General features: G+C 68.6%; 12 protein-coding genes. 5 read left to right on the top strand and 7 right to left on the bottom strand.

Translation table 11 applies throughout. The annotated features are described in order from the left end of the window. The first annotated feature begins 2 nt into the window (after positions 1 to 2). Genes RCAP_RS02310 through RCAP_RS02300 form a run of 3 tightly spaced genes read left to right on the top strand, consistent with a single transcriptional unit; the run spans position 3 to position 2,653 of the window. Positions 3 to 1,031, top strand: coding sequence for a HesA/MoeB/ThiF family protein (locus RCAP_RS02310; RefSeq protein WP_013066199.1), 1,029 nt, complete (start codon positions 3 to 5; stop codon positions 1,029 to 1,031). Positions 1,032 to 1,091: 60 nt separating this feature from the next. Beyond that, on the top strand, positions 1,092 to 1,868 hold the full coding sequence (locus RCAP_RS02305) for a transporter substrate-binding domain-containing protein (RefSeq protein ID WP_013066198.1): 777 nt from the start codon (positions 1,092 to 1,094) through the stop codon (positions 1,866 to 1,868). Then, a complete protein-coding gene (locus tag RCAP_RS02300) occupies positions 1,865 to 2,653 on the top strand; it encodes an amino acid ABC transporter permease (protein ID WP_013066197.1) in 789 nt (262 codons plus the stop codon). The genes RCAP_RS02305 and RCAP_RS02300 overlap by 4 nt, the downstream gene beginning before the upstream one ends. 35 nt (positions 2,654 to 2,688) lie before the next feature. On the opposite strand, the gene RCAP_RS02295 is transcribed toward RCAP_RS02300, so the two are convergent. Both RCAP_RS02295 and RCAP_RS02290 read right to left on the bottom strand, forming a co-directional pair. Further along, complete coding sequence (locus RCAP_RS02295) at positions 2,689 to 3,336, bottom strand: sulfotransferase family 2 domain-containing protein (RefSeq protein WP_013066196.1); 648 nt, start codon at positions 3,334 to 3,336, stop codon at positions 2,689 to 2,691. A gap of 9 nt (positions 3,337 to 3,345) precedes the next feature. Continuing rightward, positions 3,346 to 4,245: a DMT family transporter gene (locus tag RCAP_RS02290; RefSeq protein ID WP_013066195.1), complete on the bottom strand. Its 900-nt coding sequence runs from the start codon at positions 4,243 to 4,245 to the stop codon at positions 3,346 to 3,348. 204 nt (positions 4,246 to 4,449) lie between these two features. On the opposite strand from RCAP_RS02290, the gene RCAP_RS02285 reads away from it, so the two are divergent. Further along, the gene (locus RCAP_RS02285) at positions 4,450 to 5,475 is read left to right on the top strand and encodes a hypothetical protein (RefSeq protein WP_013066194.1); all 1,026 of its coding nucleotides are present in this window, start codon (positions 4,450 to 4,452) and stop codon (positions 5,473 to 5,475) included. A 52-nt stretch (positions 5,476 to 5,527) separates the two neighbouring features. On the opposite strand, the gene RCAP_RS02280 is transcribed toward RCAP_RS02285, so the two are convergent. The 5 genes from RCAP_RS02280 to RCAP_RS02260 form a co-directional block, all read right to left on the bottom strand. Continuing rightward, positions 5,528 to 7,096, bottom strand: coding sequence for an SPOR domain-containing protein (locus tag RCAP_RS02280; RefSeq protein ID WP_013066193.1), 1,569 nt, complete (start codon positions 7,094 to 7,096; stop codon positions 5,528 to 5,530). A 91-nt stretch (positions 7,097 to 7,187) separates the two neighbouring features. Continuing rightward, positions 7,188 to 7,820 (bottom strand): uracil phosphoribosyltransferase, encoded by a 633-nt coding sequence (upp, locus tag RCAP_RS02275; RefSeq protein ID WP_013066192.1) that lies wholly within the window; start codon positions 7,818 to 7,820, stop codon positions 7,188 to 7,190. An 11-nt stretch (positions 7,821 to 7,831) separates the two neighbouring features. After that, a complete protein-coding gene (locus RCAP_RS02270; protein WP_013066191.1) occupies positions 7,832 to 9,043 on the bottom strand; it encodes a phosphopentomutase in 1,212 nt (403 codons plus the stop codon). Further along, positions 9,043 to 10,362: a thymidine phosphorylase gene (locus tag RCAP_RS02265; protein ID WP_013066190.1), complete on the bottom strand. Its 1,320-nt coding sequence runs from the start codon at positions 10,360 to 10,362 to the stop codon at positions 9,043 to 9,045. The genes RCAP_RS02270 and RCAP_RS02265 overlap by 1 nt, the downstream gene beginning before the upstream one ends. Then, positions 10,362 to 10,754: a cytidine deaminase gene (locus tag RCAP_RS02260; RefSeq protein ID WP_013066189.1), complete on the bottom strand. Its 393-nt coding sequence runs from the start codon at positions 10,752 to 10,754 to the stop codon at positions 10,362 to 10,364. Before RCAP_RS02260 ends, RCAP_RS02265 begins: the two co-directional genes overlap by 1 nt. A gap of 139 nt (positions 10,755 to 10,893) precedes the next feature. On the opposite strand from RCAP_RS02260, the gene RCAP_RS02255 reads away from it, so the two are divergent. Further along, positions 10,894 to 13,173: an NADP-dependent malic enzyme gene (locus RCAP_RS02255; RefSeq protein WP_013066188.1), complete on the top strand. Its 2,280-nt coding sequence runs from the start codon at positions 10,894 to 10,896 to the stop codon at positions 13,171 to 13,173. Positions 13,174 to 13,217 lie beyond the last annotated feature (44 nt).

Raw genomic sequence — 13,217 nt, 5'->3', positions numbered from 1 at the left:
CGATGACCGGGCTGATCCTTCTGACCGTGATCGCCGCGCTGGGCTGGAAGCTGCGCGCCCCCGCCGGGCTGGTTTGGGGCATGCTTGCACTCCTTTGGGGCGCCTTCGTGCTGGTGCATGGGCTCTTTCCGGGTCCCGGCCATCCGCTTCCGGCGCTGATCGGCGGCAGCCTGCCCGGCTGGATCGGCCTTGGGGTCGTGGCGGCGCTGGTGCAGGCCTATCGCTGGGCGCTGGCACGGCTGCGCGCCCGGGCGGTGGTGCCCGAAGCCCCCGCCGAGGGGCCGTTTTCCAAGGCCGAACTGGGCCGCTATTCCCGCCACCTGCTTCTGCGCGAGATCGGCGGCACCGGGCAGCGGCGGCTCAAATCGGCGCGGGTGCTGGTGGTGGGGGCGGGCGGGCTTGGATCGCCCGGGCTGCTGTACCTGAGTGCCGCGGGCGTCGGCACGCTGGGCGTGATCGACCACGACACGGTCAGCAATTCGAACCTGCAGCGGCAGGTGCTTTACTGCGACGATGACATCGGCAAGCCGAAGGTCTTCGCGGCCGCGGCAGCCTTGACCGCGCTGAACCCCTTCATCACCGTCAAGCCCTATCACCGCCGCCTGACCGAGGACATCGCCGCGGATCTGATCGCGGGTTATGATCTGGTGCTGGATGGCTGCGACGATTTCGAGACCCGGCAGCTGGTCAACCGCGCCTGTGTCACGGCGGGCAAGCCGCTGATTTCGGCCGCGATCTCGCAATGGGAAGGGCAGATCAGCCTCTATCACCCCGCCAGCGGCGGCCCCTGTCTGGCCTGTCTGTTCCCGAAAGCCCCGGCCCCCGGCCTTGCCCCCACCTGCGCCGAGGGCGGCGTGATGGCGGCCCTGCCCGGCATCCTGGGCACGATGACGGCGGCTGAGGCGATCAAGGAGATCACCGGCGCGGGCACCAGCCTGCGCGGCAAGCTGCAGCTGATCGACGCGCTTTACGGCGAAAACCGCACCATCGAGGTGAAACGCGATCCCGCCTGCCCGGTCTGCGGCGGCTGAGACTGGACAGCCCCCGCCCCCGGGAATAGCTTTGGCCGACCCCTCAACCGGAGCTTTCCGATGAAATTGCCCCTGCTTGCCGCCGCCCTGCTGGCCGCCTCGCCTGCCCTTGCGCAATTGCCCGATCTGGCGGGCCGCGCCATCACCGTGGTGACCGAGGATGCCTATCCGCCGCTGCAATTCGTCGACGGCAGCGGCAAGGCGGTGGGCTGGGAATATGATGCCATGGCCGAGATGGCAAAGCGGCTGCACCTGACCGTGACCTATGAACATTCGAGCTGGGATGCGATGATCCCCGGCGTGTCCGCCGGGCAATATGACATCGGCATGACCGGCATCACCATTCGCGACGACCGCAAGACCGCGGTGGATTTCTCCGATCCCTACATGCGGTCGGAAATGATCATGCTGGTGCGCAGCGACGAGAGCCGGTTCAGCGATGCGAAAAGTTTCGCCGCCAATCCCGATCTGCTGATGGCGGCGCAGCCGGGCACGACGCCCTTTTACGTCGGCGTCTACGAACTGCTGGACGGCAACGAGGCCAATCCCCGCATCAAGATGTTCGAGACTTTCGGCGCCGGGGTCGAGGCGCTGCGCGGCGGCGATGTCGATCTTGTGCTGACCGATTCCACCGCGGGCGAGGGCTATGCCCGGGCCTCGGACGGCGCCTTGAAGATCGTGGGCGAGAAACTGGGGGCCGAGGATTTCGGCTTCATCTTCCCCAAGGGTTCCGACCTCGTGGCGCCGATCAATGCCGCCATCGCCGAGATGAAGGCCGATGGCACGATCGCGGCGCTGAACAAGAAATGGTTCCTTGACTACAAGATGGGGGAATGAGTTCCGTCCCTGACCGCGATTTTCCCTGGTGGCTGGTGGCGCTCGGCGTTGCCGCCTTGGGGGTGGGCGGGGCGGTCGCCGCCGATCCGCTGCATGCGAAGATCTTCGCCACGCTGTCAAAGGGCATCGGCGTCACGATTTTCGTGACGCTGGTGGCCTTTCTGGGCGCGCTGGTGCTGGGGCTCTTGCTCGCCGTCGCCTCGCTCTCGCGCCATCTGATCTGGCGGCAGCTGGCGCGGTTTTACACCGAGGTGATCCGCGGCGTGCCGATCATCGTGCTTCTGCTTTACGTCGCCTTTGCCTTGGTGCCCGCGCTGGTCGCGGGCTGGAACGCGCTGGGGCTGCCGGAGCTTTCAGTGCGGGATTTCCCGCTTTTGGCGCGGGCGGTGCTGGCGCTGATCCTCGCCTATGCCGCCTTTCTGGCCGAGGTGTTCCGCGCCGGGCTGATCTCGGTCGAGCGCGGCCAGATCGAGGCGGCCAAGGCGCTGGGTCTGGGCGGCTGGCTGCGGTTCCGGCTGATCGTCTTTCCGCAGGCCTTCCGCACCGTTCTGCCGCCCTTGGGCAATGATTTCGTGGCGATGGTCAAGGACAGCTCGCTGGTGTCGGTGCTGGGCGTGGCCGACATCACCCAGCTGGGCAAGGTCACCGCGGCGGGGAATTTCCGTTATTTCGAGACCTATAATGTCGTCGCGCTGATCTATCTGGCGATGACCGTCACCCTGTCGCTGCTTTTGCGCAAGCTTGAAGCGCATCTGCGCAAGCGCGGTGCCCCCGAGCGAGACTGAACCAAACGCGACTGAACCAAACGCGACTGAGCGGCTCAGAACGCATAGCCGAAGCGGGCGATATCGGCGGCGGCGATCCGGGCCACCGCTTCGGCGGTGCGGTCGTCGTAATAAAAGCGCCAATCCGCCCGCCGGTCGGAGGCATTGGCGCGGGCGAGCGGAAACAGCCGAAAGCCCAGATGCGCCTCCAGCGCGGCGCCGTCTTCCTGCAGATGTTCCAGCCGCAAGAAGGCGGTGGCGGCCTCGGTCCCGTCGGCGAGCCGCAGATAGCTGCCATAGGGCGTGGCCGCGATCGAGGCGGCGGTCTGCGGATGGTTCACGAAGCCCGCGAAATCAAGGCTTTGCGCCAAGGTCACCGCGGGATGGGCAAAGCCTTGCGCCCGCAGCCAGTGGTAATAGCTGACCATCCGGTCCCAGGGGTTGCGCACGAGGGTGAAGGTGAACCAGTCCCGCGCCTGGGCCTCGGTGTAAAGCCCGATCCCGTCGGCCAGCGTCGCATGTTTCCAAAGCCGCCCCGCGGTTGTGACGCCCGCAAGCCGCGCCCTGCGCCGCCGCGCCTTCGGCGTGTCGCCCACCAGGATGTCATCGGCCCTCGCCCGCGCTTCCAGCGCCAGCGCCAGCGCCGTGCCCCCGGTCTTCGGGATATGGACAAAGATGAAGCGGCGGCCCGGGGAAACGATCATGCAGAGAGATTAGCGCCCGCGCAGGACAATCGCGACCCCCGCCAGCCAGATCAGCGCCATTCCCGCCCATTCGCGCAGCCCGGGCACCTCGCCCCAGAGCAGAAAGCCCCAAAGCGCCGCGGCGGGCAGGACGACATATTCAAAGACGGCGGCGCGGGTGGCATCGGCCAGCTGATAGCCCTTGACCATCAGGCTGACCGCCACAAGCGAGCCCAAAGCCTGCACGAAGACCCAGAACAAGACCGTGCCCGACGGCAACGCAGGCCCGCGCAGGATGAAGGCGAGCGGCCCCTCGCCCGCCATCGGAAACAGGGCAAGCAGCAAAAGCCCGGCCCCGCCCAGCACACCGAGCATGGCAAAGAACCCGGCCGTCAGCGTCACCGCCCCCTCGCCCGGGCACCAGCGCTGCGTGGCGATATTGCCCAGCGCATAAAGCGCGCCGCCCAGAACCGGGATGGCGGCAGCCGGCCCAAGCCGCGCCGCCTCGGGGCCCAGCACCAGCAGGATGCCCGCAAAACCCACCGCGACGGCCAGGATGCGGACCAGACCGATGCGCTCGCCATAAAAGAAGCGGGTGATCAGCAGAACGAAGATCGGCGCGGTGAACAGCCCCGCCGCCACCTGCGGCACCGGCAGAAAGCCAAGCCCGCCGAAATAGCACAGCATCGCCACCCCATGCACGACCGAGCGCGCGGCGACGGCGCGAAAGTTGCGCGGCCGCAGATCCAGCCGGAACAGCGGCACCGCCAAAGCCAGCAGCCCCGCCACCATCAGCGAGCGCGTCAGATGGAACTGCCACAGCCCGATTTCCGAGGCGATGACGCGCACGTAATTGTCGGTGAAGCCGATGATCAGTGCATAGGCCGATATCGCCGCCGCGGCCTGCGCGGTGTGGTTCTTGTCCGTCATTGCGGCTGCTCCCTGTCCCTGCCCTTGGTGTGACGGCCCGGCCCCGGCTTGGCGCGTCCAATCCCGACATCGCAGGCGACATTCGGCTTGAAAACGACAGGCCGGACCGCGACGGGGGGCGAATCACGCAATTGACCCCGGGGCCCCTTTCGCTATTCTTTGCGGAACAGGGTCCGAAGGCCCCCAGCCATAGTCGAAGCGAAGATGACCGCGCTGCCGCAATATGAAATGCTGACCGCGCACGGCCTGTGGCGGGACACGCCGCAGGCGCAGCGGCGGCTGGTGCTGCTGTCGCTCGGCGATGCGACACTGGTGATCCGCGACAACCTTTCCGACCGGGCGGTGGCGCATTGGTCGCTGGCGGCGCTGATCCGGCGCAATCCGGGGGCGAAGCCTGCGGTTTACGGCGCCTCCGAGGAACCGGGCGAAGAGCTTGAAATCGGCGACGAGCTGATGGTCGAGGCGATCGAAAAGGTGCAGGCGGTGATCGAAGCCCGGCGCCCGCATCCGGGGCGGCTGCGGCGGATCGGCTGGAGCCTGTCTCTGGTCGGGCTGGCGCTTGGGGCGCTGCTCTGGCTGCCCGGGGCGCTGGTCGATCAGGCGGCCCGGGTCGTTCCGACCGCCAAGCGCACCGACATCGGCCGGATCGTGCTGCGGGATCTGGAACGCTCGACCGGCGTCGCCTGCCATTCGACCGAGGGCGATGCCGCGCTGGAGGCGCTGGCGGCGCGGTTGCAGGGCATTTCCGAAATCGCGGTGCTGCCGCGCGGGCTGACCGGGGCGCGGATCCTGCCCGGCGGGGTGGTGGCGCTGGGCACCGACACGCTGACCGGCCCCGACACGCCCGAGGTGGCGGCGGGGGCGATCCTCTCGGCGCAGCAGGCGCAGGCGGCGGAAAACCCGCTGCATGCGGCGCTGGCCTGGGCGGGCAGCGGCGCGGCGCTGACGCTGCTGACGACCGGGGATCTGCCCGCAGACCGGCTGCGCGGCTATGGCGAGGTGGTGCTGTCGCATCCGCCCGCAATCGCCCATGGCGAGGCGCAGACGGAAACCCTGCTCGAAGCCTTTCGCGCGACGGGCGTGTCCTCGACGCCCTATGCCTATGCGATCGACCCGACCGGCGAGGCGGCGCTGGGTCTGATCGAGGCGGATCCGTTCCGCGGCGCCCCCGCGCCCGAGCCGGTGCTGGCCGACGATCAATGGCTGGCGCTGAAGGACATCTGTTCGTGAAACGGAACGGGGCGGCCCGGCGAACCGCCCCCAAAGACTGCGCGGGACCGGCTCAGCGCAGGAGGCCCTCGGCAAAGCCCGCGTTGCGGACCGTGGCCAGCGCCTGCCGCGCATCGGCGAAGGGACCGGCCAGAACCACGGTCAGACCGCGCCCGGTCCGCGCCGAAGACACCGGCAGCCCGGCCGCGGCCAGACGCGCCTTGGCGGCGGCGGCATTTCCGGCGACGGCAAAGCTGCCCACCTGCACATAGCGCGGCGCGGCGGGGGCTGCGGCCTCGGGCGCGGATTTCGACGACACCCGCAGCGGGGCGACCGCATCGGGCGCGGCATAGGCCGGGGCATGATAGGTCGGGCCGGTGACGTAAGCCGGCTCGGCCGGAACGATGCGCCGGCGCTGCGGGGTGCGTTCGGTCACCCGCCGCGACGGCACCTGGTTCGTCCACATCACGCCCTGCTCGGCATCGCCCATCGCCGTGCGCGGACCGCGGAACGGATTGAGCCTCCCGTCGTCAAAAGCGGGGGCATAGCCGGTCGGCCCGACCGAAGTTTCCACCGTGATCGGCGCCAGCGTGCTGTGCCCCGAGGGCGCGCGCAGCATCACCGGCCCGACAGAAGTCCCGCTGGACCCCGGCCGCGCGGTCATCGGCGCGACACCGCCGCCCAGCGCATAGGGGCTGGCGGCGGCATAGGCCTGTTGCGGCGTGCCGGTCCCGGGGGACGGCGGCGCCAGCGCGGCGGCATAGCCGCTGCCGCCCGACATCGGCGCCGAGGCGGCCACGACCAGACCGGGCACGGCGGCGGCATTGATGAAATCGACCGGATTCTCGGTCGCGCCACCGCAGCGCACGACCGAGCGGCCATCCGACAGCAGGTAACGCTGCGCCGTGGCCATGCCCGCCGGGCAGGCGGTCGCAGCGGCCGCCACCGTCTCGGTGCCGGTGATCCGCACCGGAACCGGCAGGGTGTTGTGATAGCGCACGCTGCCCCGGCCCGGGGTTGCGGCAGAAATCGCGGCGACCGGGGTCCCCGCGGCCTCGAAGCCGCCGTCCAGCGCATAGGGAGAGACATAGCCCGACCGCAACGGCGCCGCCGTGGCGACGGGCGGCGAGATCGGGGCGGGCGGCACTGCGGCCACCCGGACCGGCGCGGCAGGCAGGGGGGGCCGGGCGGCAGCGCCAAGACCGATGCGCGGCGGGGTCTCGGTGGTGGCGATCGTCTCCATCGGCTTGCCGACAAAGGGCGTCGGCGCAAAGGCCGATCCGGCGGGGCGGACCGCAGGCGCGGGGGCCGGAGCCGGAGCAGGCGCGGCGGCAACGGCCACCGGCGGCGCGGCTTTGGCCGGGGCCGTCACGACCTCGGCCACCGGCGCGCCCTGCGGCAGGCTGGGCTGATAGCCGCAAAGCTGCTTTTTCGTCCGGTCGACCCGCGGCACCCAGGTCACCGTGCCGCCATAGCCCGCCCGCACGAAGACGCAGCCCACGCTGTCGACATATTGCCGCCCCTTGAAGGAGGGCGGCGGCACGTCGGCCGGGCCGTTGACATCCATCTCTGCCAGGGCGACCGAACCGCCCAACGTGGCCGCGACCGCCGTCGCCGCCACCCACCAACCATACCGCCGCATGCCATCCCCCGATGATCTTTCGGAAAAACTGCAGCACAATTGTTGCAGAGTAAAGGAAAATCGGCCGCCGCCCCCCGGCGCGATCCCGCCGCTATTTGGTGCCGAACATCCGGTCGCCCGCATCCCCCAGGCCCGGCACGATATAGCCGTGATCGTTCAGATGGCTGTCGATCGAGGCCGTGACGATCGGCACATCCGGATGCGCCGCCCGCATCCGCGCGATCCCCTCGGGCGCGGCCAGAAGGCACAGGAAGCGGATGTTCTTCGCGCCCTTGTCCTTCATCAGCTGCACGGCGGCGGCCGAGGAATTGCCCGTCGCCAGCATCGGATCGACGACAATCACCATCCGGTCTTCCAGCTCCGCGGGCACCTTGCAGTAATATTGCACCGGCTGCAGCGTTTCGGGATCGCGGTAAAGCCCGACAAACCCCACCCGCGCCGCCGGGATCAGCTCCAGAATGCCATCGAGAAGCCCGTTCCCCGCCCGCAGGATCGAGATCAGCGCCAGTTTCTTGCCCTCAAGGATCGGCGCGTCCATTTCGCAGAGCGGCGTTTCGATGCGCTTCGTGGTCAGGTCCAGCCCGCGGGTGACCTCATAGGCCAGAAGCAGGCTGATTTCGCGCAGAAGCTGGCGGAAAGAGGCGGTGGAGGTGTCCTTTTCCCGCATCAGCGTCAGTTTGTGCTGCACCAGCGGGTGATCGACGACGGTGACCTGTTGATCCATGGTCTGTCCTTTCAAAGAAAACTGCGGCCGGGCCCTTGCGGGGCCACGCCCAGATGCGCCGCGACCGACGCGCCGATGTCGGCATAGGCGAGCAACCCCACCGGACGCAAGCCAAGCCCGTGACCCAGCACCGGAACGCGTTCGCGGGTGTGATCGGTGCCCGACCAGCTGGGGTCGTTGCCGTGATCGGCGGTGAAAAGCGCCAGATCGCCCGGACGCAGGGTCGGCAGGAAGCGGCCCAGACAGGCGTCGAACCATTCGAGCGCCCGGGCATAGCCCGCAACATCGCGCCGATGCCCCCAGAGGCTGTCGAATTCGACGAAATTGGCGAAGGTCAGGCTGCCCTCCTCGGCGTCAGTGCCAAGCCGGATCAGATGCTCCATAAGATCGGCGTCATTCTTGCCCTTGTGCAGATGGGTGATGCCGCGATGGGAAAAGATGTCGCCGATCTTGCCGATGGCATGGGTGGTGCGCCCCGCGCCCTGAACCCAATCGAGCAGGGTCGGCGCGGGCGGTTCGATGGCGAAATCGCGCCGGTTCGGCGTGCGGAGAAAGGCACCGGGCGTGCCGGTGAAGGGGCGGGCGATGACCCGGCCCACCTTCATCGCATGCAGCCTTGGCGCCACGTCGCGGCACAGCTGCAAAAGCCGGTCGAGCCCGAAGCTTTCCTCATGTGCGGCGATCTGGAAGACGCTGTCGGCCGAGGTGTAGCAGATCGGCCAGCCCGTGCGCAGGTGTTCTGCGCCAAGCCGCTCGATGATCGCGGTTCCCGGGGCGTGGCAATTGCCCAAAATGCCTTCGGTGCCCGCGGCCCGGGCGACGAAATCGACCAGATCGGGCGAGAAACTGTCTTGCGTTTCAAGGAAGTAATGCCAGTCCCAAGGCACGGGCACGCCTGCCAGCTCCCAATGGCCCGAAGGCGTGTCCTTGCCGCGCGAAACTTCCGTCGCCGCGCCCCAAAGGCCCTGCGGCACGGCGCCAAGCCCGGCCGGACGCGTGCCGCTCGCCAGGTCCACCGCCGCCGAAAGGCCCAGCGCATCCAGATGCGGCAGCTTGAGCGGACCTGAGCGCCCTTCCTCGGCCCGGCCCGCGGCGCAGGCCTCGGCGATATGGGCCAGCGTGTTCGCCCCGGTATCCGGACGGCCCTCGTTGAAGAAAGACCCCGCATCCGGGGCGCCGCCGATGCCGACGGAATCCATCACGATCAGAAAGGCACGCGCCATCACACCTCCTCCGGTCCGATCCGGCAATGGATCAGCGGCGGTTCCTCGGGCGGATCCTCCGACATCTGATAGGCTGCCAGAACCGCCGCCACCGCCTGATCGGCGCGGGCCTGATCGGGGGCATGGATCAGCGCCAGCGCCTCGCCGCGGGCCATTTCCGCGCCGATCATCGCCTGCCCGGTCAGCCCGACCGAGGGGTTGATCCGGTCCGAACCGACCAGCCGCCCGCCGCCCAGCCGCACCACCGCCTCGCCCAGGGCCCGCCCGTTCACCCGGGCGACAAAGCCCGCCCGCGGCGCGGGCACCGGCACGATCAGCGGCGCGGCCGGAAGCCGGTCGGGGTAGCGTTCGACGAAATCGACCGGCCCGCCCAAGGCTGCCACCATCCGCCCGAAGATCTCGGCGGCGCGGCCGCTTTCGATCGCCGCATCGATCCGCGCGGCGCCATCGTCCAGACTTGCCGCCTTGCCCGCCAGCATCAGCACCTCGCCGCCCAAGGCCGAGGTCACATCCCAAAGCGCCTCGTTGACCGAGGTGCCGGTCAGCGTCTCCATCACCTCGAGCACTTCAAGCGCATTGCCCGCCGATTGCCCCAGGCTCTGGTTCATGTCGGTCATCAAGGCCGAGGTCCGGACCCCCGCATCATTCGCCGTCTTCACCAGACTTTCGGCCAGCGCCTGCGCGTCTTCCACCGTCGCCATGAAGGCACCCGAGCCGACCTTGACATCGAGCACCAGCGCATCAAGCCCGACCGCCAGTTTCTTCGACAGGATCGAGGCGGTGATCAGATCGATGCTTTCGACCGTGCCCGAGATGTCGCGGATGCCGTAAAGCCGCTTGTCGGCCGGGGCGATTTCCTCGGTCGCGCCGATGATGGCGCAGCCGACCTCGGCCACGACCTTGCGCAGCACCGCGACGCCGGGCAGCGACTTGTAGCCGGGGATGGACTCCATCTTGTCCAGCGTGCCGCCGGTATGGCCCAGACCGCGCCCGGAAATCATCGGCACATAGACGCCACAGGCCGCCAGCGCCGGGGCCAGAAGCAGGGACACGGAATCGCCGATGCCGCCCGTCGAATGCTTGTCGACGACCGGGCCGGGCAGATCCCAGCGCACCACCTGCCCCGAATCCCGCATCGCCTGCGTCAGCGCCACCCGACCGCCGGGCCCGATGCCGCGGCACAGAACCGCCATCGCGAATGCCCCGGCCTGCGCGTCGGACACCGTGCCATCGGCCAGACCGCGCGCGAACCAGAGGGCCGCCTCGGGCGACAGCCCGGCGCCGTCCCGCACCGCCATGATGATCGAGCGGGCATCCATCAGACATTGTCCATGTGGCTGGCATCGAACCGGCCCGGCAGCAGATCGCCGATCGTGGTGTCAAGCCGCGCCCCCGCGGTGGTGGCCAGCGTCACCGGCACGTCGGCCCGCCCGAATTCGGCCAGCTTCTGCCGGCAGCCGCCGCAGGGCGGCACCGGCGCGGGGCTGTCGGCGATCACCGCGACCTCGACCAGTTCGGTCTCGCCCGCCGCCACCATCGCCGCAATGGCGCCCGCCTCGGCACAGGTGCCCTCGGGGTAAGCCACATTTTCCACGTTCACGCCGCGGTAAATCGTGCCCGAGGCCCCGCGCACCGCCGCCCCCACCTTGAATTTCGAATAGGGCGCATAGGCATTCTCGCGCACGTCGCGCGCGGCATCGAGCAGGGACATGTCCGCCTCCGGCATGGGTTTCCGCCCGATCCTGCGCCGCGCCGGGCGGCAGCGCAAGGGGGGGACCTGCTTGCGCTATCAACGCTTTCCGGCGATCTGGAATTGGTTTAAGGCTCAACCATCTTCAGGGAGAGGCATGATGACCACCGACCGGCCCCCGTCCGCACGCCATCCGGCGCTGGATTACCACGAATTTCCGAAGCCCGGAAAGCTGGAAATCCGCGCCACGAAGCCCTTGGCCAACGGGCTGGACCTGAGCCGCGCCTATTCGCCGGGCGTGGCCGAGGCCTGCCTTGAAATCAAGGCCGATCCGGCGGAAGCCGCGCGCTATACCGCCCGGGGCAATCTGGTCGCCGTGGTGACGAACGGCACCGCCGTTCTGGGTCTGGGCAATATCGGGCCCTTGGCCGCCAAGCCGGTGATGGAGGGCAAGGCGGTCCTGTTCAAGAAATTCGCCAATATCGACGCCTTCGACATCGAGGTGAACCAGCCCGACCCGGAAAAGCTGGCCGATCTGGTCTGCGCGCTGGAACCCAGCTTCGGCGCCATCAACCTTGAGGACATCAAAGCCCCCGATTGTTTCATCGTGGAACGGATCTGCCGCGAGCGGATGAAGATCCCGGTCTTTCACGACGACCAGCACGGCACGGCGATTGTCGTCGGCGCGGCGGCGACGAATGCGCTGCGGATCGCGGGCAAGCGCTTCGATCAGATCAAGATCGTCTCGACCGGCGGCGGCGCGGCGGGGATCGCCTGTCTGAACATGCTGGTGAAACTGGGCGTGCGGCGCGAAAACATCTGGCTGTGCGACATTCACGGGCTGGTCTATCAGGGCCGCGAGGTCGACATGAACCCGCTCAAGGCCGCTTACGCGCAGCCCACGACAAAGCGGACGCTGGATGACGTGATCGAGGGGGCGGATCTGTTCCTGGGCCTCTCCGGTCCGGGCGTGCTGACCCCCGATCACGTGGCGCGGATGGCGGCCCGGCCGATCGTCTTTGCGCTGGCCAATCCGACGCCGGAAATCCTGCCCGAGGCCGTGCGATCCGTCGCGCCCGAGGCGATCATCGCCACCGGCCGCAGCGATTTTCCCAATCAGGTCAACAACGTCCTGTGCTTCCCCTTCATCTTCCGCGGTGCGCTGGATGTGGGGGCGACAACGATCAATGACGAGATGCAGCTCGCCTGCATCGAAGGGATCGCGGCCTTGGCCCGCGCCACCACCGCCGCCGAAGCCGCCGCCGCCTATCGCGGCGAAAAGCTGACTTTCGGCCCGGATTACCTGATCCCGAAACCCTTCGACCCGCGCCTGATCGCCACCGTCTCCACCGCCGTCGCCAAGGCCGCGATGGAGACCGGCGTCGCCACCCGGCCGATTGCGGACCTGGACGGCTACCGGCGCAAGCTCGAAGGCTCGGTCGTGCGTTCGTCGCTGCTGATGCGGCCGGTCTTCGAGGCCGCCGCCACCGCCGCCCGCCGCGTCGTCTTTGCCGAGGGCGAGGATGAGCGCGTGCTGCGCGCGGCCCAGGCGATGATCGAGGAAACCACGGTGAAGCCGATCCTGATCGGCCGCCCCGAGGTGATCGAGCGGCGGGCGGAACGGGCGGGGCTGTCGCTGGTGCCCGGCCGCGATTTCGAGGTGGTGAACCCCGAACACGACCCCCGCTATCGCAGCTATTGGGAGACCTATTTCGGCCTGATGGCGCGGCGCGGCGTGACGCCCGATCTGGCCCGGGCGATCCTGCGCACCAACACCACCGCGATCGCGTCGATCATGGTGCATCAGGGCGATGCCGACAGCATGATCTGCGGCACCTTCGGGCAATATCTGTGGCACCTGAACTATGTCCGGCAGGTGCTGGCGCGGGGCGGGCTGCACCCCGTCGGCGCGCTCAGCCTGATGATCCTGGAAGACGGGCCCTTGTTCATCGCCGACACCCATGTGCATCACGAACCGACGCCCGAGGAGATCACCACGACGGTGATGGCGGCGGCGCGGCATGTGCGCCGCTTCGGTCTGGCGCCGAAGGTGGCTTTGTGCTCGCACAGCCAGTTCGGCAACCTTGACACCGATTCCGGTCGGCGGATGCGCGCGGCGCTGGAGCGGCTTGACGCCCGCGAACCGGATTTCGTCTACGAGGGCGAGATGCATATCGACGCCGCGCTGGAGCCGCAGATTCGCGCCCGGCTCTTGCCCGAATCGCGGCTCGACGGCGCGGCGAATGTGCTCGTCTTTGCCAATACCGATGCCGCCTCGGGGGTGCGCAACATTCTGAAGGCGAAGGCGAACGGGTTGGAGGTGGGGCCGATTCTGATGGGGATGGGGAACCGGGCGCATATCGTGACCCCCTCGATCACCACGCGGGGGCTTTTGAACGTCGCCGTGCTGGCCGGAACCCCGGTGGCCGCCTACGGCTGAACCTGCAAAGTGAAGCAAATTTGCAAAACGCGCTTCGCTTTCGC

The organism is Rhodobacter capsulatus SB 1003, assembly GCF_000021865.1.
Classification (GTDB): Bacteria; Pseudomonadota; Alphaproteobacteria; order Rhodobacterales; family Rhodobacteraceae; genus Rhodobacter; species Rhodobacter capsulatus_B.
This window is presented reverse-complemented; position numbering and strand designations above follow the sequence as displayed.